This window comes from Streptomyces sp. NPDC046303 (assembly GCF_055588085.1).
Map to the genome: position 1 here is coordinate 126,306 of NZ_JBVJFA010000010.1, position 19,284 is coordinate 145,589.

Genomic DNA, 19,284 nt, shown 5'->3' on the forward strand with positions numbered 1-19,284 from the left:
GGAAAATGGGGCTCGGTCCTCGAGAGATCTGTTTGTTAGCGCTCACAAGTCGGCGCCGGTCAGAGTTCTCCGGGATCGCGGCGTTCCAGGGGGCTCAGGGCCGGTCCCTGGAGGATCTCGCCGTCGATGGCGAACCGGGAGCCGTGGCAGGGGCACTCCCAGGTCCGTTCCGCGTTGTTGAACGCGACCACGCACCCCATGTGGGTGCAGACGGCGGACACGGCGTGCAGGCGGCCCTCATCGTCGCGGTGGACGGCGCAGGGTGTGCCACCGGCACGGACCACGGTCCCTTCGCCCGGCCGCAGGCTCTCGACCGGGCCGTTGCTGCCACCGCCGAGCGTGTCCAGGCGGTCCTTGACGAAGTGCTTTCCCGTGTCCCATTGCGCCTTGAGGTACGTCGGCGCCGATCGGAGGGGGGAGGCGATGCGGCCGGGGTCGTAGAGACCGCCCCAGGGCTCTTCTTCACCTCGGACGAGGGCGGCGATGGTCATGGCGGCCACGACCCCGCCCGTCATGCCCCAGCCGGCGAAGCCGGTGGCGACGTAGACGTTCTCGCCCTTCGTCGGCAGGCGGCCGATGAGCGGCAGCGTGTCCGTGGAGCTGTTGTCCTGGGCGGCCCACCGGTGGCTGATCGTGACACCGGGGAAGTGCTGCCGGGCCCAGGCCTGCAGCCGGGCGTACCCGGCCTCGGTGTCCTCGCCGGTGCCCGGGGCGAACGCCTCCCCGGCGACGATGAGAAGCCGCCCGCCGTCCGCCAGGGGCGACGTGCGGACCGACCGCTTGCCGCCCTCCGTGGAGATGTACATGCCCTCGGGGTCCTGTCGAGCGGCCAGGGGGCCCGCGATCACCAGGTCGCGGTGCTGGGTGAGCCGTGTGGCCAGCAGAGCGTTGTCGAACACGGGGTGATGGGTGGCGACGACGACGTGCCGGGCCGAGACCGTCGCCCCGGAGTCCGTGGTGAGCCGGCACGGATCCCCGTCGTCGAGCCGGGTCACACGCGTGCCCTCGTGGATCCGGCCGCCGCGCGCGGCGATGTCGGCGGCGAGCCCCCGCAGGTACTTCAGGGGGTGGAACTGCGCCTGGTCCTCCACCCTGACCGCGCCGGCGACGGGGAAGGGCAGGCCGGTCCCGGTGACGAACGAAGCGTTCAGGCCCCCTGCCCGCGCCGCGTCGGCTTCCGCGCGCAAGCCGTCGACCCCCTCGGGCCGTTCGCAGTAGGTGAAGGCGGGGCGCTTCTCCAGTTCGCAGCCGATGCCGAGTTCCCCGGACACCTCGAGGACGTGCCGCAGAGCGGCGCTCTGGGACGTGGCGTACCGGAGGGCTGCGTCTTCCCCGTGTTCCCGCCGGAGTGTGTCGTACACGGCGGTGTGCAGGGCGGTGAGCTTGCCCGTCGTGTGGCCCGTGACGCCGCCCGCCAGCCGGTCCGCTTCCAGCACGATGACCGCGAGCCCCCTGCGGGCGAGCTCCCACGCCGTGGTGAGACCGGCGATCCCGCCGCCGATGACAGCCGCATCGGCCTCCGCGGTCCCCCGGAGCGGGGCGAAGGACGGCAAGGCGGCCGTCTGCATCCAATAGGAGGGTCCAGGGGCCGGAAGTCCGTTCATATCCCGCGACTGCCCCGCAGGACCCGCCTTGATGCCTCTCGTCGCTTCTCCCGGCCTACGGACCGCCCGGCCTGCCGGTTCGGGCGCGGAAAGCGGGAAGGGCGACGATCGCGGGGCGCCGTGAACATGAGTCGCGCCGGGGTGGACAGTCGCAAGGCAGGGAGCACGCGGCGGCGGGCCCGGCTCCGGAGGGAGTGAGCGATGCGTACGCAACGCCATAGCCGGGGCCGGGCGAAACGGCACGGCACTGGTCCGCTGGCCGCGTTGCGCCGCCACGACGGCCGGCTGACCCGCCAGATCGCAGGCTGGCGCTCCGGGTGTGCCAGGCAGCTGCTGCCCAAGGTGGAGGATGCCGCCGAACACACCAAGCTGTGGTGGGCGGCCGCGCTTGCCATGGCGGCCGGCGGCGGTCTGCGGGGCCGCCGGGCGGCGACGGCCGGAATCGGCAGCATGCTGATGGCGGAACTGCTGTCGAACGGGATCGCGAAGAACCTCGTCGAGCGGCGCCGCCCACCCAGGGAGTGGATCCCCCACCCCGACGTCCGGGAGCGGCCCGACAGCTCCTCCTTCCCCTCCGGGCACACGGCCGCTGCCGTCGCCTTCGCCGCCGCCGTCACGCCCGACTGGCCGTCGGCCGGAGCCGCCTGCGCCGTTCCCGTCTGCCTGGTGGCGGTCGAAAGGGTGCACAGCGGAGCGCACTATCCCTCCGACGTCGCCGCGGGAGCCCTGAGCGGCCTGTTCGCCGCCTTCCTCGTCCGCAAGGCGCTCGCCGGACGCGGGCGTCCCGGCAGCGACCGGCTCAGCCTTCGACCCCGGTGGCGCCGTGGGCCGAGCCGACCGGTTTGGACTCCGGTGAGCCGCGCTGGCGCAGGTACACGGAAAGGATGACCATGGCGGCCACCGCCAGGAGTTCCGACTGCCAGTTCTGCAAGGTCCTGTTCCAGAAGTCCGGCGAGGCCAGATACTCACCCCACCCGACCGGTTCCTGGAGTTGCCGCAGCTGCTGCTCGTTGTACGCGGCCGTACCCGTGATCGACTGGGCGGCCCAGGACAGCAGGAACAGCCCTCCCATCACCAGGCCCAGTGAGCGTGAGTACACGCTCTGGCGCCAGTCCTTCGTGCCGGCCCAGCGCGGCGAGGAGGCCGTGGCGTGATCACCCACGCGCTGATCGCGGTCGGACTCCGTACCGATCTTGTGGATTTCCTTGGATTCCGGTGACCCGCGCTGGACCAGCCACACGGTCCCGAAGATGAAGAGGAAGAACTGCAGGAACTCCGACTGCCAGTTCTCGGTGACGTCCACGGCGAAGTCCGACGAGGCCATGTACTGACCGAGGCTGATCCGCTCGAGACCGTCGACGGCGAGCTGCTCGTTGAACTCGGCGTGCCCGGCCAGCGCCTGTCCCAGCAGGACGAGGAGGAAACCGGTTCCGAAGGCCAGGGTGAGGCTGTTGTCCCTCCAGAAACTTCCCTGCTGCCGCTGGTTCTGCCCCTGCCGGTTCACCGGTGCATCGCCCCGATCGCGATGAAGTACCCCAGCCCGCCCACGATCACGACCAGACAGGCAACGAACAGAGCCCGCATCTCAGCTCCCCTTCACCCGGCACTCGTAGGGCTTGCCCGCCTGCGGGCTGCACCCCGCCGCCACCACCCGCCATCCGCTCCTGAACTGCGACAGGAACAGCGTCTCCCCGCCGGTACGGACCAGGGCCTGCCGCCCGTAGACCTCCGGCGTCCCCACGGCCGCGGACACCGGCAGCTCCTGGCTCGCCAGCGCCTGCGCGCAGGCCTGCTCCTCGTCCTGCTGCAGCTGCGCGCGGGTCTCAGGGGCCAGCACATCGCACGCTGCGGCATAGTCGCGGGCGGCCAGCGCCCCCTCGAAGACACGCACGGTGTCCCGGGCGCCGTCCACCCGCACGGCGGGCGCCCCGCAGCCCGTCAGGAGCGACGCGACCAGCACGGACAGCACCCCCGAAGCCGCAGCCCTCCGGGCCGTCGGGCGAGGCCGGGAGCGGGGCCGGCTGCCGATCGGCGTCATCGGCCGGAGGCGCTGGGCACCGTCAGCGGGTCCCGCGGGGCCTTCGGCTTCTCCGCTTCCAGCTGCTCGCCGAGCTCGGTCAGGCGGTTGCGGCCCATGGCCTTGCGGACGTCGGGGAACCAGTCCTTCTCCTCTTCCTCCACGTGGTGGCGGACGTTTTCCATCAGCACGCTCATCTTCGCCTTGAACCGTTCGTCGGACGCGTCCATGTTCTTGACCTCGGACAGCATCCACACGACCGCATGGTGCTCCTCGATGCTCTCCAGGATGTGGTCGGTGGTGTCCGGCGCGGCCTCGCGCGCGGCCGGGTAGAAGATCTGCTCCTCGATCCAGGCGTGAACGGTGAGCTCCTCGATCACCTGGTCAGCGATCCGGCGACGCTCGTCCGTGTCCTCGTCCCCGGTCTTCTCGAACTGCTTGAAGAGCTTCTCGACCGTCTTGTGGTCCTCGCGCAGGAGCACGATCGCGTCCATGTATGTCCTCCGAACTCGCCGGATTCTCGAACGAAACGATGACGTGCTTCTCATACCCAGGGAGGACGCTCCCGGCCCGCCCAGACGGGCGATGCCGCCCGGCTGGACCAGTGCAGGCCCCGCGTGCGGGCATCGCGGGGCCGTCAGCCGGCCAGGGCGACGAGCCGGTGGTAGGCGAGCTGGTCAGTGCGCCGGGCGGTGAGGTGGACATGGGCTTCGGGGAGGTACTCCTTCAGGGCGGTGTAGGCGTCCGCGTACCGCTCCTCCTGGTCACCCGCCTCCGGCGGCATCCAGAAGATCAGCAGCTGCGCGTTCCTGCGCGTGCCGTCCGGGCTGGCGAAGAACAACTCGTGAAGGACCAGCCGCGGCTCGTCCGAGGGGAGGCTCTGCAGCAGCTCGTCGTGGGTCAGGTTGCCCTCGAGCTCCGGCACCAGGACGTCCGCGGGGTCCGCGTAGCGCAGGATGACGGTGTTGACCTCCCGCTTCTCCCTCAGGTGGTGCAGGGCATCGAGGGAGCCTTCCGAAAGAGGGGGCGGGCTGCTCACAGGACTCTCTCTCCTCAACCGTTGGTCGGACGCCAGCGGGACGTGCCTGCTCGACCCGTGCATCCTCACGCCGACGTGCCCGCCGTGCGGTGTGCAAGTGCCGTGGGCCGCGCGAAGGTCACCCGAGTGGCTGTGACCCGCCTCGGGCGGGGAGCGCGAGAGTGCCGTCCCGGATCGCCGGGTAGGCGCCCTCATGCGGAGCCGCACGGCCGTCGGCTCACGGCTCGGCCGGCGCTCGGCCCGCTCGGGTGAGCCCGGCGCGAGGCCGTCGGCCGTGGTCCCGGCTCCGCCGCCTTCCCGCTCGCGAGCGGCGGCAGGCGCATTCTCACGTGAGGAACGGGAGAAGGATCATGACCCGCGAGCCGCACAAGGACAAAGCGCCGCACAAGGCGAGCCGACACGAGGGAGCCGAGCACGGCTGGTCACCGGACGTCGACGAAACACGTCAACAGGACAACCCCAGTGCCCACCGCTCCTTCCACCCCGACCAGTACGCCCCGGACAAGGGAACAGGCAGGACGGTGTCGAAGGAGGAATCCGGAAACCCTCACGGCCGGCCCGCGAAGACCAGCGGCCGCAGGGGCGAGGAAGTGGCCGCGAAGGGTGAAGACGGACTGCACGACAAGGGCCCCAAGGGCAGGTCACAGCGCCCCAGCGGCGGCAAGGACGCCGGCGCCTTCACCGGAATCAGGCCCCAGGACCACGAAACCGACGGGCCGGCCGGAAGGTAGCGCCCGCAGCGCGCCGCTCACGGAAGCGGGGTGCCGCCCGTGGCATTGACGACCTCTCCGGTGATGTAACTCGCCTGCGGAGAGGCCAGGAAGACATAGGGCACGGCCATTTCGGCGGGTTGGGCGGGACGCCCGAGAGGGGACTTCCCGCCGAACTCCGTGGTGTCGGGCATCGTCGCGGGAATCAGCGGGGTCCACACGGGCCCCGGGGCGACCGCGTTCACCCGGATGCCCCGTTCGGCCACCATCTGCGCCAGACCGTGCGTGAAGGAGATGATCGCCGCCTTCGTCATGGCGTAGTCGAGGAGAGGGGGGCTCGGCTTGTAGCCCTGGACCGAGGTGGTGTTGATGACGCACCCGCCGCGCGGCATGTGGGACAGGGCCCGGCGGGAGAGCCAGAACATCCCGTACAGATTGGTTTTCATCACCCGGTCGAACTGCTCCGTGGTGATCGCCTCGATGCCGTCCGGCTGGGCCATCTGGTACGCGGCGTTGTTGACCAGGATGTCCACACGCCCCAGCGCGTCCACGGACCGGTCGATCAAGGCTCCGCACTGGGCTTCGTCGCGGATGTCGCACTCCACGGGAACGGCGGTGCGGCCCGCCTCGCGGACGAGACGAGCGGTCTCGGCCGCTTCGTCCGCCTCCTCGGGCAGGTGGGTGAAGACGATGTCCGCTCCCTCGCGGGCGTACGCGAGACACACCGCCCTGCCGATGCCGGAATCACCGCCCGTGACCACCGCGGCCCTGTCGAGGAGCAGGCCGTGCCCGCGGTAGGAGTCTTCGCCGTGGTCCGGTCGCGGTTCCATGTGCTCCGTGGAGCCGGGGTGGTCCTGGTGCTGGTCGGGGAACGGCGGGCGGGGATGGCGGGTCTGCGGGTCGGGGACGGGGGGTTGCTCCTGGGACATGTGGATCTCCGGTGTCGGGCCGTTCGGAGGTGGCGTGCGGACGTTCAGACGCGTTGGGCGCGGTGGAGGAGGGTGTGCAGTCCGTGGGCGCGGAGGGCGGCGCGGGCGGCATTGGCGCCGGGGGCGCCGTGGACGCCCCCTCCGGGATGGGCGGCCGCCGAGGCGAGGTACAGGCCCTTGACGGGGGTCTCGGGCCGGCCGGTGCCGGGGGTGGGGCGGAAGATCCCCTGCTGGTGGAGGGCGGTGGTGCCGTTGTTGATGGCGCCGCGCCGCAGGTTCTCGTCCATGGCCTGGAGGGTGGTGGGGGAGAGGATCCGGCGGGCGCGGACGAGAGCGCGGAAGCCGGGCGCGTACCGTTCCACCTGCGCTTCGACGCGGTCGGCCATCGCCTCCTGCTCCCGGACGTCCCAGACGCCGGTGATGCGGTCGGGGCCCGCGTCGGAGGTGATGTGCTGCGGGAGGTGCGTGTAGGCCCAGGCCGATTCGGTGCCCGCGGGGGAGCGGCTGGGATCCGCGGTGGTCATCTGGCCGAAGAGGGTGAACGGCTCGTCGGGGACCTGCCCCGCGGCGATCTGCGCGGCGAACCGGGTCAGGCCGTCCACGCCGTCCGCGAGGTGGACCGTACCGGCGCCGGCGGCCTGCGGCGCGGTCCACGGCACCGGCCCCGTCAGCGCCCAGTCGACCTTGAAGGTCGCGAAATCCCACTGGAAGCGCTCCAGGTCCCGCAGGAGGCGGGACGGCAGGTGTTCCTCGCCGACGAGGTCCCGGTACAGGGCCGGCGCCGACGTGGCGGCCAGTACGGCCCGCCGCGCGCTGACGGACTCCCCGCCCGCGGTCCCGATCCCCACGGCCCTGCCGGCCCGGACGGCGACGGACGTGACCCGCTCCCCGCAGCGCAGTACGCCGCCCCGCCGCTCGAGGCGTTTGACCAGGGCCGCGGTCAGGGCGCCGGCCCCGCCGACGGGAACCGGGAAGCCGTGGCTCTGTCCGAGCATCGACATCAGCCAGCCGAACCCGCCGCTGCCCGCCGCCTCGGGGGCCAGGTCGGCGTGGAGCGCGTTGCCCGCCAGCAGGAGCCGGCCGCCCTCCCCGGCGAACTCCTCCTCGCCCAGCCGACGCACCGGCAGTGCCAGGTTCCGGGCCAGCCGCAGCCCGCCGGCCGCCCGCAGCCTCGCCAGAAGGCGCAGTCCGGACCTGACCGGGGGGAACGGGGTGAACAGGGCCTGGACCAGATCGGGCCCGACCCGGCTCCACACGTCGAACAGGCCCAGCCAGGCATCCGCGTCGGCAGCGGCGAACTCCGCCAGACCGGCCGCGGTCGCCTCCGCGCTCCGCTCCAGCACGGCGCAGCGCCCGTCCGGCAACGGGTGCGCCAGCACGGACGGGGCATGGCTCCAGCGCAGCCCTTCCGCGCCGAGGTCGAGGCGGGCGAGGACCGGGGAGGCGGCGGCCAGCGGGTAGAAGGCGCTGAAGAGGTCCGATACGTAATCGGGGTGCACCCCGTGGTCGCTGCGCACGGCCCCGCCGGGTTCCTCCTGCGCCTCCAGAACCTCCACGCTCCACCCGGCATCCGCCAGCACGTTCGCCGCGACGAGACCGTTGGGGCCCGCACCGATCACCACCGCGTCAGGCATGCGCCATCCCGCGGTGCTGCTGTTCGAGGACCTCGGCCGGGCGGGCCGGCATGCCGCGGTGCCGCGGCGGGAGGAAGATCCTCGCGGTACCCAGCCCCTGGAACCCGGCCTCCGGCTCCCGCTCGCGGCCGGGCTCGCTGTGCCGGACGGTGGTGACTCCGTCCACCGCCCAGGGGCCCGGCCGGATGGTGTAGCGCAGCCGCGAGCCGACGGCGGGCCGGTCCAGGTCGACAGAGGAGGACGTGGACGGGCCCATGACCCATTCCCCGTAGCGAGTCGGGTCGGCGAGCACGGCCCAGACCCCGGGTGAGGGGCGTCGGATCAGCTTGTGGCGTATGGCCATGCGTCATCCTTCCGACGGGCGGACGCGTAACGGCCGCGACCGCGCGCCCATTCGACGGTCAGGCGCCGGGGGTCAGTGGCCGAGGGCGTTCTTGAGCTGTTGCTTGTTCATGGTCGACCGGCCCTCGATGCCGCGCTTCTTCGCCTCCTGGTAGAGCTCGTCCTTGGTGCGTTCGGATGAGCCGCCCCCACCGCGGGACTTCTCGCCGCCGCGTTGCGAGGCCGACTTTCCCTGGGTGGAGCTGCGACTGGCGGTCTTGCTCTCGCCCGACCGGGCACGCTCCTTGTTCACCGTGCGGGACGCCATTTCCTTGGCGCGGTCCTCGGACATGCCGCGCTTCTCGCCCGACTCCTTGATGTGCTCGTACTGGCGCTCGCGCTTGGGGCTGGATCCTCGGGGCATGGTGACATCCTTTCCATGTGGTTCCGCACGGTTCCGTGTGGTTCCGTGCGGTTCTGTCACGGTCATGGTGCGCGTACCCGCATCCGCGCGCATCTCACAGCGGGCGGACGAGAGTTCCCGGTGACCGGCAGCAGGGACGGGTTCCGGCGCAGGCGGGTGAACTTCACGGCGCAGCCTCGGGTGCGGGCGGGTGGCCCGGGCGGCAGGGGTCCGACGCGCATCCCCGGGCAGCGGCACCGTACGGACGCCGGCTCCATGCGGTCCGGCTCCACCGGATGCCGGCGACGACGGAGGCGGCTGGCGGCGTGAACGGCTCGATGGACCGTATGGCCCATACCTGGGGCGCCCGGGCTGCCCGCGGACGGGCGGAGCGGCGGCCGGTGCGGTCACCCCCGGACGGCCGTACCGTCGCGGCAACGGCTGCGGCGCGGGGGGTGGGAGCGGCCATGGCCCGCGAGTTCCGGGCGTCTGGCGCCGCGTCACACACGCCCTGCGCGCCGAACTCGCCCCTGCGGGCGTGGCCGTCGGTCTGGCGTACTTCCACCGGACGGACACCGACAAACCGGCCGTGCGTCATGAGCCGACCGTCCGTCATGGACCGTGCCGGCGTTCCGGCAGTGCCGCAACGGCCGCCAGCACCTCGTCCACGGTGATGCGCATCAGCCGGACGTCCGGCTCCGAGCCGTGCGGATCACCCGGCCGGAAGGGGTCCTCGCCCGGGCGGAGCCGCCAGAGGGCGCGGTGCGGGCCCTGGGGCGGTGGGCCCCACAGGGCGGGGGAGACCGGGCCGAAGAGCACGACGGACGGCGTGCCCAGTGCGGAGGCGAGGTGGGCGAGCCCCGTGTCCCCCGCCACGAGGCAGCGTGCCTGGGCGACGAGCGCGGCGAGTTCGGCGAAGGGCACGTCCTGGTCGCCGCCGATCACCGCATCCGGCGGCAGACCGGCCTGCCCGGCCACCTCGTACGCCAACCGTCCCTCGCCGCGGCCCGCCGTCACCAGGACGCGGGCTCCGTCCCGGGCGAGTCGGCGGGCCACCTCGGCGAACCTCCGGGCCGGCCAGCGCCGGGCACCCGCGTCGGCGCCGGGGTGCAGGAGCACGGCGCCCGGCGCGGGGGAGGGCAGCGCGGGCGCCGCGATGTGCAGGTCGCCCGGATCGGCGTCGAGTCCGTACCAGGCCAGCAGGCGGCACCAGCGGGACCGCTCGTGCTCCTGTTCGTCCCAGTGCGGTCCGGGCGGGTCCGGACAGCCGGGATGCCGGTAGGCCAGCAGCCGTCCGGGCCGCAGGGCCCGCAGCAGCAGGCGGCTCGGAGGGCCGTTCCCGTGCAGGTCCACCGCGACCTCGGGCGGCGGTTCCCGCCACGGCAGCGTCGCAGGGACCTCACGGCCGGGAGCGCTGGTGGGCAGCAGGCGGTCCACCGCGCCCGTGAACAGCGCGGCGGTGCGCAGGCGTGCGGGAGCGGCCAGCACCAGTTCGTGGGCGGGCCAGGCCCGCCGCAGGGCGCGGAGCGCCGGCACGGCGGCGAGCAGGTCGCCCAGACCCAGCGCGCGCAGCGCCAGCACGACGGGCCGGCGGGAACCGGACGCCCGGCCGCCCATCAGCCGGCCGGCGGGCGGACCGCCGCCGACGCGAGGGCGGCGCGCCGGGCGAGGCTGGTGGTGGAACGCCCGTCGAGGTACGGCAGGACGACGGCCTGGCCTCCCCAGGCCGCGAGTACGCCCGCCTCCGGAAGGTCTTCGCAGGAGTAGTCGCCCCCCTTCACCCAGACGTCCGGACGCAGCGACCGCAGGAGGGCTTCGGGGGTGTCCTCGTCGAAGGAGAGGACCGCGTCGACGCTGCCCAGGGCGAGCAGGACCCGCAGGCGGTCCTCCAAGGGGGTGAGCGGACGCCCCGGGCCCTTCAGCCGCGCCAGGGACGCGTCCGAGTTCACGCACACGATGAGGCAGTCGCCGATGCTGCGCGCGCTGTCCAGCAGACCCACGTGGCCGGCGTGCAGCAGGTCGAAGCATCCGCCGGTCGCCACCACGGTTCCTCCCCGCGCCCGTACGGCGTCGGCGAGGGCGAAGGCATCGGTGTCGGTGTCGGTGTCGGTGTCGGCGGCCGGACCGGGACGCGGATCCCTCCACAGAGCGTGCGCCCGGACCCCGCCCGCCGTGATGAAGGCGGCGGCCCCGGCCGTGCCGCGCGTCACCGCCTCCTCCGGCAGCGCTCCGTCCGCGAACGCGCAGGCGGCCAGCGCGGCGAAGCAGTCCCCGGCGCCGCACGGGTCGCCCTTCGCCCTGTACGGGGACGGAACCAGCAGGGGGGCCGTCGCATGGGCACGGACGAGCAGAGCACCGCGGTCGCCGAGGGTGACGGCGACCGCGGCCGCCTCCCAGCGCTGCGCCAGCGCGGAACCGCGCCGCGCATGAGCACCCCACGAGTCGCCCTCGTCCGGAACCAGGGCTGCCGCTTCCGCGGCGTTCGGGGTGACGAGACGGCTGCCCGGCACGGGCGGGCCCCCGCGCGGGTGCGGATCCCACACCACCGGTACGTGGCGCACGATGCCGGCCAGGAGCGGTCGTACCGCCTCCACGGTGCCGCGCCCGTAGTCCGCGACCAGCACGGCGCGCGCCGCCGCCAGCGCTTCCCGGGCCGCCCCGGGGGGCGGGCCCACCGTCCCGCCTCCCCGGTCGACGCGCACGAGGGGCCTGCCGTCGGCCATGACCCGCGCCTTCACCGGCAGCGTCCCGTGCAGGGGCAGCTCCACCAGCCGCAGCCGGCCGCTCAGGGCGTCCCGGACCTGCCGGCTGGCTTCGTCGTCGCCGAGGGCGGTGATCAGAGTGACCTCCCGGCCCGTGCGGGCCGCGAGCAGCGCCGCGAGCCCGGCCCCGCCCGGACGCGAGCGGTCGGAGGTGACGTCGACGACGGGTGCGGGGGCGTCGGGGGCGAGACGGCCGGCGACCCCGTCGATGTCCCGGTCGAGGAGGACGTCGCCGACGACGACCAACGGCTGGAGGCGCTCGCTCATGCTCCCCCCTCGGCGACGGCGACGGCGGGTTTCGCTGCGGTCTTCCGTCCGCGGGGCGGTGTCGGGACGAGAGCCGCGTCGAAGGACTCACAGAGCAGGTGGACGGCCACGAGGTGGGCCTCCTGCACCGTGGCCGTCGAATCCGCCGCGATGCACAGGGCATCGTCGGCGGCCTCGGCGAGCGGGTTCGGAGCGGCCCCGGTCAGCGCCCACACCCGTACGCCGCTCGCGCGTGCCGTCATCGCGGCGGACAGCAGGTTCGTACTGCGCCCCGAGGTGGACAGCAGGACCAGGACGTCGCCGTCACGCCCGTGTGCCGCGACCTGGCGGGCGAAGACGTGCTCGAAGCCGTAGTCGTTCCCGATCGCGGTGACGCTCGACGTCTCGGCGTGGAGGGCGATCGCGGAGTACGCGGCGCGTTCCTGCCGGTAGCGGCCGACGAGCTCCGCCGTGAGGTGCTGGGCCTGCGCCGCGCTGCCACCGTTGCCCGCGGCGAGGAGCCTCCCTCCGTCGCCCAGGACGGCCGCCAGCTGGGTGCCCCAGTGCGTGATCCGGTCCAGGCCGTCGCGGCGCAGGGCGTCGAGCGCCTCCTGGAGTGACTGGCAGTGCCGGTGCGCTTCCGCGGTTCCGTGGGAAAGGTTCGGATTCATGGCGTTGACCCGGCCGCTGCGGTGAGCCGGCCGGGCCGCACCTCCTTCGGGCTTCGCGACGGGGGAGTCATACGGCAGGGGCGGCGGTGGGGTGTTCACACCGGCTCCGCGACGCTGAACCGGGCCGTGAGCACGGACCGGTAGACGGCTTCGGTGGCGGCGGCCACACGGTCCCAGCCGTACCGGTCCAGCACCCTCCTGCGGCCGGCCTCCCCGTACGCGAGACGTCGCGCCGGGTCCTCCAGCAGCAGGGCCACGGCCGAGGCCAGTGCGGCGACGTCACCGGGCGGGACCAGCAAACCCGTCTCGCCGTCGGCCACGGTGTCCAGTTGACCGCCGACCGCGCTGGCGACCACGGGGCGGCCGCAGGCCATCGCTTCGAGCGGCACGATCCCGAACGGCTCGTAGTCGGCCGGGCACAGCACCACGTCGCAGCCGCCCAGCAGGCCGGGGACCCGCTCGCCGGAGACGGCGCCAAGGAAGCGCACCCGGTCGTCCACGCCGGCGTCCCGGGCGATGCCGCGCAGGCGGCGGACCTCCGGGTCGTGGTCGATCCCGTCCGCGGGCGGCCCGCCGGCGACGAGCAGCTCGGCCTGCGGCAGGTGCGCGAGCGCGGCGATGGAAAGGGCCGCGCCCTTGCGGGGGACCAGCCGGCCCAGTTGGAGCAGCCGGTAACGGTGCCCGGGGCGGTGCTCCGCGGCGGGGTCCGGCGGCCGGAAGCGCTTCGGGTCGACCCCGCACGGCACGACGTCGGCCTTGTCCGGGCAGACGCCCATCAGGTCGAGCTCGGAGACTTCGTCCCGGCAGGTGGCGATGACCCGGTCGCACCGGAGGCCGACTTCCCGCTCCAGGGCGATCCGGGCGGCCGGACTGGTGTCGGAGCTTCCCTGATGGCGCTTCTTGACGCTGCCCAGGGCGTGGTAGGTGTGCAGGAGCGGCAGGCGGTGTTCCCGTGCCGCGAGCAACGAGGCCACGCCCGACATCCAGAAGTGGGAGTGCACGACGTCCGGCGGCCCCGTCTGCCACTCGTTGACGAGGTGGTAGGCGAAGTCCCGCATGTGCGGGAGGAGTTCGTCCTTCGGTATCGGCTCCGGAGGGCCGGCCGGTACGTGGTGGACCTCCACGCGCGGGCGCATGCGGATCCGCTCCGGCAGCTCCCGCCCGTCCCGCCGGGTGTACACGGTGACGCGGTGTCCGCGGTCCGCCAGTGCGCCGGCGAGGGCGGCCACGTGCACGTTCTGGCCGCCCGCGTCCACCCCTCCGAGAGCCGCCAAGGGGCTGGCGTGCTCGGAGACCAGGGCGATCGAGAGCGGGCGGGATCCGCGCGAGCGGCTGGAAACCGTCATGACCGCACCTCCGTGAACAGGCGTTCCCAGTCGTCCAGGAAGCGTTTGAGTCCGTACCGTTCGAGGGCCGCCTGGCGGGCCCGGGCGCCGTCCTCGGCGGCCGCCCCGGGCTCGTTGACGTAGTGGCGGGCCGCCCTCGCCAATTCCTCGGGCCGGGTGGAGAGGACGCCCGCCCCGGCGGGGACGGCTTCCACCGACTCCGTGGTGGCGAGGGTCACGACGGGCATGCCCAGGTGCATGGCCTCCAGGAGCGACAGGCCGAGCGAGGTCCAGCGCACCGGGTGCAGGTAGAGGCGGCGTTCCGCCATCGCGGCGTGCAGGTCGCGCTGGGGGAGGTCCTGGGTGCGGCAGCGGTCGGCAGGCAGGCCCAGGTGCGCGGCCAGGCCCTCCGTGCGCATGCCGAACACGTCCAGCGGGGTCGCTCCGGCCAGCTGCGGAAGCAGATCGGTGCCGGTGAAGCGGCCCCGCCGGACCGGGTCGTTGACGACCACCGCCGCCCGCGGGAGCCGTCCGGTGTACAGGTGGCCGGGGTCGACGATGCCGTGCTCGATCACGACGGTGCGCGTACCGCCGTTGTCCCAGAACAGGCGGTTGAAGTGCGTCACGTGGACGAGCGTCATGTCGTGGCGGTCGGCGAACGGGTGGCGGGTGTCCGGCACCGCCCCCGCCGGCGCGTTGTGCTCCAGGTACACCGCCGGCACGTCGCGGCCGGGCCGCCGGCCCAGCCAGCGCTCGGCGAGCTCCCACTCGTGCGGCCGCTGCAGTACGACGAGGTCCACCGGGGTGTGCGGCAGTTCGTCCACCGGGACCTCGCGCACCGAGTCCGGCCAGTCGAAGGTCCGGGCCCGGCCGAGGCCGTCCGGGCCCCGGTCCGCCGTAACGGGGACCAGGTAGGTGTGGGGGCCCTGGACGAACGCCGTGGTCCAGGAACCGTGCACGTGCCACAGCAGGATGTTCATACCCTTGCTCCTCGCTCGGTCTCGTGGGGTTCCGCGGGCCGTGGCCGTTCGCTTCCGGGCCGACCGGCCGGCCGGCCCTGCGTGATCAGGGACTCCAGGGCCGCGAGCACGTCGGCATCGGCCACCGAGTCGAGGCAGGGGTGGCCCGCGACCGGGCAGTCACGGGCCCTGGTTCCGGCGCAGGGGGCGTGCTGGTCTCCGAGCAGGACGTGCGGCACGCGGTACGGACGCCACCGTTCGGCGGGTACCACCGGAGCGAAGAGGCAGGCCACCGGCGTGCCGACGGCGGCTGCGAGGTGGGCCGGGCCGGTGTTGCCGGTGACCACGGCGCGGGCGCCGGCGAGGACGCCGGCCAGTTCGTGCAGGTCCCTCGTGACCCCGCCCAGGTCCAGTGCGTGGCGGCCGGCCACCAGGGAGGTCAGGTCCTTCTCGGCGTCGCTGCCCGTGACCACGACCCGGTGCCCGGCACCGTGCAGGGCGGAACAGGCGCGCGCCGCACGGTCCGGGCTCCACGAGCGGGCCGCGACGGCAGCTCCCGGATGCAGCACCACGTACGGCTCCGGACCGGTCAGCCGGGTGGTGTCGGGCGGCGCGTCGACCCGCAGGGAGCCGTCGTCGCCGGCCGGCAGGTCGAAGCCGAAGTCCCGCACCAGGTCGAGGGCGGCCTCGGTCTCGTGGCGTGCGGGCAGCCTGTGGTGGCGCAGCGTCAGCAGGGAGCCCGGGTAGTCCTCGCAGTCCGCCGCGACGGACGGCACGCCCGCCATGGCGAGCAGCAGAGCGGCGGGCAGGGGGCTCTGGTGGTAGGAGACCAGGATGACGGCGCGGTCGAAGTGCTCCGCCGCCAGCGCGTCCACCAGCATGTCGCATTCTTCGCGGGAGGTCCGGGCGGGCCGCAGCCCGACCCAGGCGGCATCGTGCACCAGGATCCGGTCCACGCCCGGCAGCAGCCGGGCGGCCGCGATCCCGGACGAGCTGCACAGCAGCGTGGTGTACGAGGAACCGGCGGCCACGGCTCGTACGGCCGGCCCGCTGAGCAGGACGTCGCCGGCGCTGTCCAGTCGCACCACCAGGGTGCGCGGGGCGCTCACCGGGTCCGCCCCGCGGACCGGCCGTGGCCGACGGTCCCGCAGGTGGCGGGCCCGGAGACGGGGGGCCCGGAGCCGACGGCCCCGGAGCCGACGGCCCCGGAGACGCCGGGCCCCGAGCCGAGGGCCATGCGGACCGCGCCCAGCAGATCCGCCGCGCACGCGTCGGCGCCCGCGACCTCCTCGGGAAGCGTGGCAGGGGTGGGGACGAGCACGCCGCGCGCGCCGGCCGAACGGGCCGCTTCCAGGTCCGACCCGATGTCGCCGATCACCACGGTGCGCCCGGGCGAGGCGCCCAGCCGCTCGCAGGCCGCCGTGACCAGGCCCGGAGCGGGCTTGCGGCAGCCACAGCCGCTCTCGGGTCCGTGCGGGCACACCGCCCACAGCGCGAACGGGCCGAACAGCGCGTCGACGCGGCGCCGGACCGCCTGCACCTGGTGCCGGGTCAGCAGCCCGCGGGCCACGCCCGACTGGTTGCTGACCACGCCCAGCGGGACGCCCAGCCGCCGCAGGGCCGACACGGCGGCACGGGCCGACGGCATGGGCGTCACCCGGGCGGGGTCCCCGTTGTACGGCACGTCGACGACGAGCGTCCCGTCGCGGTCGAACAGGACCGCGTCCGGGAGCGGCCGCTCCGGACCTCCGTCCCGCAGGCCGGGAGCCGCACTCCGGCGGCCGCCGCCGGCCGGCGCGGGACCGTCCCACAGCCAGGGCCCGCCGGCGGCGCCCCGCGTGCCGCTGCCCGTCACGACCCCACCTGTGCGCGCGGGGCCTCTCCGTACCCGGGTCCGACCCTGAGCGCCGCCGCGTCCGCCGCCGGTCCGCGCGCCGCCGCTCGGGGCGGGACGGCCCGGTGCACGACGTGCCCGCGCAGCCAGTGCCAGACTGCGGCCGGCGGGATGAGGAGGCTCGTCACCGCCATCGTGAGGACCTCGGAGCGGGTGCGGGGACCGGGGGCGATCCGCGCGGCCGCGAATTCCGCGGTCCCGGCCAGCCAGGCGGCCCCGCACACCGCGGCGGCGCGCCCCTTGCGGGACAGGGCGCAGCCCACCGCCATGCCCGCCGCCGCGCTCACCGCCAGGTGGCGCGGCAGCCGGCCCCGGGGGGCGCCGGCCCGGTGCCACCAGTCGCGCCCGTGCAGCCTGGTCATCAGGACGTCGTCGGCGTTGCCCTGCTGAAGGCGTACGGAGATCCACCGGTCGGCGGGCCGTACGGGGTGGGTGGTCCGCCGGGTTCCGGAGGCCAGCGTCCAGCCGCCGTCCAGCAGGCGCAGGGCCAGGTCGGCGTCCTCCCGGAAGGCGCGCCGGAAGCGTTCGTCGAAGCCGCCGGACGCCTCGAGGGCCGTACGCCGGAAGGCCATGTCGGCGGTGATCCACCGTGCTGTCGCCAGGCCCGCCGTATTGCGCTCCCAGTCCGTGGGGCGCCGGCGGACGGGCAGCGGCACGTCGATGCGGGCGGTGACCGCGGCGGTGTCACGGGAGGCCGACGCCAGGTCCCGGGCCAGCTCCCGGCCCCACTCCGGCCCGGGCACCACGTCGTCGTCGAGGAAGACGATCCACGGTGCCTGGCCGGCCTCACGGATCCCGGCGTTGCGGGCCGCGGCCGGCCCGCGCCCCGCCCCCGGCACGACGACCGTGACCGCACGCAGCTGTTCGGGCACCTCCACGGCCGGCACGGTTCCGTCGGGGGCCGGCCGGTCGTGCACGATCACCACCCGGTCGGGGCGGGGACCGGCGGCCGTCGCGGCGGCCAGGGCCTCCAGACAGACGCCGAGGCTCGGCCGCCCCACCGTGGGCACGACCACCGCGTAGGGCGGGGCCGACGAGAACCGCGTCATCGTGTTCATGCGCCTTCTCCCGCGCCGAAGAAGCCTCCGCGCCGGACCGCGTACGGCCCGATGGCGAGCAGGTCGACCGGCGAGGAACCGAAGCACTCCAGGGCGTCCCGGGGATCGTCCACCATCGGCCGGCCGGCCGTGTTGAGGCTGGTGTTGACGACCACGGGCAGTCCGGTGCGCCGCTCGAACTCGGTCAGCATCCGGGCCACCAGCGGCTCGCGCGCGGAGCTGACCGTCTGGATGCGTGCCGTACCGTCCACGTGGACGACCGCCGGGATGCGCTCACGCCACGGCGCGGCGACCTCGTGGACGAACAGCATGTACGGGCTGGGCAGCGGCCCGTCGAAGATCTCGGCGGCGCGGTCCTCCAGGACCATGGGCGCCACCGGGCGGAACTGCTCGCGGCCCTTGACGTCGTTGAGCCGCTCCAGGTTCCCGGCGTGGCCGGGGTGCGCCAGCAGGGAGCGGTGCCCCAGAGCCCGCGGGCCGAACTCCGAACGGCCCTGGAACCAGGCCACGATGGCGTTGTCCGCCAGCGCCTCGGCCACCGTCGCCGCGATGTCCGCGGGCCGTTCGAAGGGCACGCCCGCCGTTTTCAGCCATCCGGCGAGCTCCGCGTCGGACCAGTCCCGGCCGAGGTCGGCGCCCGCCATGGGCTCCACGGCGTCGCCCTCCGTGGCGGCCACCAGCAGCGCCGCCCCCAGAGCCGTACCGGCGTCGCCGGCGGCCGGCTGGACCCAGACCCGGGAGAAGGGGCCTTCCCGCGCGATCCGCGCGTTGGCGACGCAGTTCAGCGCGACCCCGCCGGCCAGGGTGAGCACGTCGTCGTGCGTGTGCCCGTGCAGCCACCGCGCCAGGTCGAGGAGGGTCTCCTCCAGGACCGCCTGTGCGCTGGCCGCCGTGTCGGCGTGCTCCTGCGTCCACGGCTCGTCCGGGCGGCGCCGTGGGCACAGCTCGTGCCAGGGGACGCCCGAGGCGTGGAATCCGCCGTCGCCGGTGGGGAAGACGTGGCGGCGCAGCGCGGCGAGCATCCGGGGCCGGCCGTGCGAGGCCAGGGCCATCACCTTGAACTCGTCGCTGGACCGGAGGAAGCCGAGGTGGTCGGTCAGTTCCTCGTACACCAGACCCAGGGAGTGCGGCAGCTCCTGCGCGTGCAGCGGTTCCAGCCGGTTGCCCCTGCGGGTCGCCGCCAGGTGGGAGCCCCGTTCCCCGCGTCCGTCCAGGACCAGGACGGAACTGCGCTCGGCCCGGTCGGCGGCGAAGGCGCCGGAGGCGGCGTGGGACATGTGGTGGGGTACGAAGCGCACCAGCGCCGGATCGAGGCCGGGAAGGGCCGTCGCCAGGAATCCGGGCGCCTCGCGCGCATAGGTCTGCCGCAGGTGGTCCCAGGGATCGTCCAGCCCCATGTCCGACGCGGGCAGGGCGAGCGCGGGATCGTACGCGTACGCGACCGCGTCGAGGTCGCCGGGGCGCAGCCCGGCGTACCGCAGACACCAGGCCGCTGCCTGTTCAGGCAGTTCCCAGGCGGAGAACGGGACGGGCCGTTTGCCGTGCTTGCGGCGGGAGAAACGTTCCTCCTCCGTAGCGGCCACGGTCCTGCCATCGATGACGAGGGCGGCGGAGGGGTCGTGGAAGAGCGCATTGATGCCGAGAACACGCATGTCGGTACGAGCCTTTCGGCGGACGGGATCGGGCACCCGGTCGGGCACCGGACGCCGCCC

General features: G+C 74.1%; 20 protein-coding genes. 2 read left to right on the plus strand and 18 right to left on the minus strand.

The genetic code is table 11. The features are described from left to right. Positions 1–59: 59 nt before the first annotated feature. Positions 60–1,568 (minus strand): FAD-dependent oxidoreductase, encoded by a 1,509-nt coding sequence (locus ACZ6I1_RS13240; RefSeq protein WP_469286496.1) that lies wholly within the window; start codon positions 1,566–1,568, stop codon positions 60–62. 237 nt (positions 1,569–1,805) lie between these two features. Here ACZ6I1_RS13240 and ACZ6I1_RS13245 point away from each other — a divergent pair, with 237 nt between their 5' ends. Then, complete coding sequence (locus ACZ6I1_RS13245; RefSeq protein WP_469286498.1) at positions 1,806–2,492, plus strand: phosphatase PAP2 family protein; 687 nt, start codon at positions 1,806–1,808, stop codon at positions 2,490–2,492. On the opposite strand, the gene ACZ6I1_RS13250 is transcribed toward ACZ6I1_RS13245, so the two are convergent. The 4 genes from ACZ6I1_RS13250 to ACZ6I1_RS13265 all read right to left on the minus strand — a co-directional run bounded on the left by ACZ6I1_RS13250 (position 2,404) and on the right by ACZ6I1_RS13265 (position 4,660). Then, positions 2,404–3,108, minus strand: a complete 705-nt coding sequence (locus ACZ6I1_RS13250; RefSeq protein ID WP_469286500.1) for a DUF6766 family protein — start codon at positions 3,106–3,108, stop codon at positions 2,404–2,406. The two genes, ACZ6I1_RS13245 and ACZ6I1_RS13250, sit on opposite strands and share 89 nt — an antisense overlap. An 81-nt stretch (positions 3,109–3,189) precedes the next feature. Next, complete coding sequence (locus tag ACZ6I1_RS13255) at positions 3,190–3,564, minus strand: hypothetical protein (protein ID WP_469286502.1); 375 nt, start codon at positions 3,562–3,564, stop codon at positions 3,190–3,192. Positions 3,565–3,638: 74 nt separating this feature from the next. Continuing rightward, the gene (locus ACZ6I1_RS13260; protein ID WP_469286504.1) at positions 3,639–4,115 is read right to left on the minus strand and encodes a hemerythrin domain-containing protein; all 477 of its coding nucleotides are present in this window, start codon (positions 4,113–4,115) and stop codon (positions 3,639–3,641) included. A gap of 143 nt (positions 4,116–4,258) precedes the next feature. After that, entirely contained in the window at positions 4,259–4,660 is a 402-nt protein-coding gene (locus ACZ6I1_RS13265) for a cofilin family protein (protein WP_469286506.1), read from the minus strand. Between the two features lie 350 nt (positions 4,661–5,010). Between ACZ6I1_RS13265 and ACZ6I1_RS13270 the strand changes: the two genes are divergently transcribed. Further along, positions 5,011–5,391 (plus strand): hypothetical protein, encoded by a 381-nt coding sequence (locus tag ACZ6I1_RS13270; protein ID WP_469286508.1) that lies wholly within the window; start codon positions 5,011–5,013, stop codon positions 5,389–5,391. 17 nt (positions 5,392–5,408) lie between these two features. Here ACZ6I1_RS13270 and ACZ6I1_RS13275 read toward each other — a convergent pair whose 3' ends face one another. The 13 genes from ACZ6I1_RS13275 to ACZ6I1_RS13335 all read right to left on the minus strand — a co-directional run bounded on the left by ACZ6I1_RS13275 (position 5,409) and on the right by ACZ6I1_RS13335 (position 19,224). Then, positions 5,409–6,299, minus strand: a complete 891-nt coding sequence (locus ACZ6I1_RS13275; RefSeq protein WP_469286510.1) for an SDR family oxidoreductase — start codon at positions 6,297–6,299, stop codon at positions 5,409–5,411. Positions 6,300–6,343: 44 nt separating this feature from the next. After that, entirely contained in the window at positions 6,344–7,933 is a 1,590-nt protein-coding gene (locus ACZ6I1_RS13280; protein WP_469286512.1) for a phytoene desaturase family protein, read from the minus strand. Then, positions 7,926–8,276 (minus strand): hypothetical protein, encoded by a 351-nt coding sequence (locus ACZ6I1_RS13285; protein ID WP_469286514.1) that lies wholly within the window; start codon positions 8,274–8,276, stop codon positions 7,926–7,928. The genes ACZ6I1_RS13280 and ACZ6I1_RS13285 overlap by 8 nt, the downstream gene beginning before the upstream one ends. 72 nt (positions 8,277–8,348) lie before the next feature. Then, positions 8,349–8,678: a plasmid stabilization protein gene (locus ACZ6I1_RS13290; RefSeq protein ID WP_469286516.1), complete on the minus strand. Its 330-nt coding sequence runs from the start codon at positions 8,676–8,678 to the stop codon at positions 8,349–8,351. Positions 8,679–9,269: 591 nt separating this feature from the next. Next, complete coding sequence (locus tag ACZ6I1_RS13295) at positions 9,270–10,274, minus strand: glycosyltransferase family 9 protein (RefSeq protein ID WP_469286518.1); 1,005 nt, start codon at positions 10,272–10,274, stop codon at positions 9,270–9,272. Then, complete coding sequence (locus ACZ6I1_RS13300) at positions 10,274–11,686, minus strand: PfkB family carbohydrate kinase (RefSeq protein ID WP_469286520.1); 1,413 nt, start codon at positions 11,684–11,686, stop codon at positions 10,274–10,276. Before ACZ6I1_RS13300 ends, ACZ6I1_RS13295 begins: the two co-directional genes overlap by 1 nt. Then, the gene (locus ACZ6I1_RS13305) at positions 11,683–12,336 is read right to left on the minus strand and encodes a D-sedoheptulose-7-phosphate isomerase (RefSeq protein ID WP_469286522.1); all 654 of its coding nucleotides are present in this window, start codon (positions 12,334–12,336) and stop codon (positions 11,683–11,685) included. The genes ACZ6I1_RS13300 and ACZ6I1_RS13305 overlap by 4 nt, the downstream gene beginning before the upstream one ends. A gap of 95 nt (positions 12,337–12,431) precedes the next feature. Further along, a complete protein-coding gene (locus ACZ6I1_RS13310) occupies positions 12,432–13,682 on the minus strand; it encodes a glycosyltransferase (protein WP_469286524.1) in 1,251 nt (416 codons plus the stop codon). Next, on the minus strand, positions 13,679–14,641 hold the full coding sequence (locus tag ACZ6I1_RS13315) for a glycosyltransferase (RefSeq protein WP_469286526.1): 963 nt from the start codon (positions 14,639–14,641) through the stop codon (positions 13,679–13,681). The genes ACZ6I1_RS13310 and ACZ6I1_RS13315 overlap by 4 nt, the downstream gene beginning before the upstream one ends. Continuing rightward, complete coding sequence (locus tag ACZ6I1_RS13320; protein ID WP_469286528.1) at positions 14,638–15,729, minus strand: glycosyltransferase family 9 protein; 1,092 nt, start codon at positions 15,727–15,729, stop codon at positions 14,638–14,640. Before ACZ6I1_RS13320 ends, ACZ6I1_RS13315 begins: the two co-directional genes overlap by 4 nt. Further along, a complete protein-coding gene (locus ACZ6I1_RS13325; RefSeq protein ID WP_469286530.1) occupies positions 15,726–16,475 on the minus strand; it encodes a D-glycero-alpha-D-manno-heptose-1,7-bisphosphate 7-phosphatase in 750 nt (249 codons plus the stop codon). The genes ACZ6I1_RS13320 and ACZ6I1_RS13325 overlap by 4 nt, the downstream gene beginning before the upstream one ends. Beyond that, positions 16,472–17,572, minus strand: a complete 1,101-nt coding sequence (locus tag ACZ6I1_RS13330) for a glycosyltransferase family 2 protein (RefSeq protein ID WP_469286532.1) — start codon at positions 17,570–17,572, stop codon at positions 16,472–16,474. Before ACZ6I1_RS13330 ends, ACZ6I1_RS13325 begins: the two co-directional genes overlap by 4 nt. Continuing rightward, the gene (locus ACZ6I1_RS13335) at positions 17,569–19,224 is read right to left on the minus strand and encodes a carbamoyltransferase family protein (protein WP_469286534.1); all 1,656 of its coding nucleotides are present in this window, start codon (positions 19,222–19,224) and stop codon (positions 17,569–17,571) included. The genes ACZ6I1_RS13330 and ACZ6I1_RS13335 overlap by 4 nt, the downstream gene beginning before the upstream one ends. Positions 19,225–19,284 lie beyond the last annotated feature (60 nt).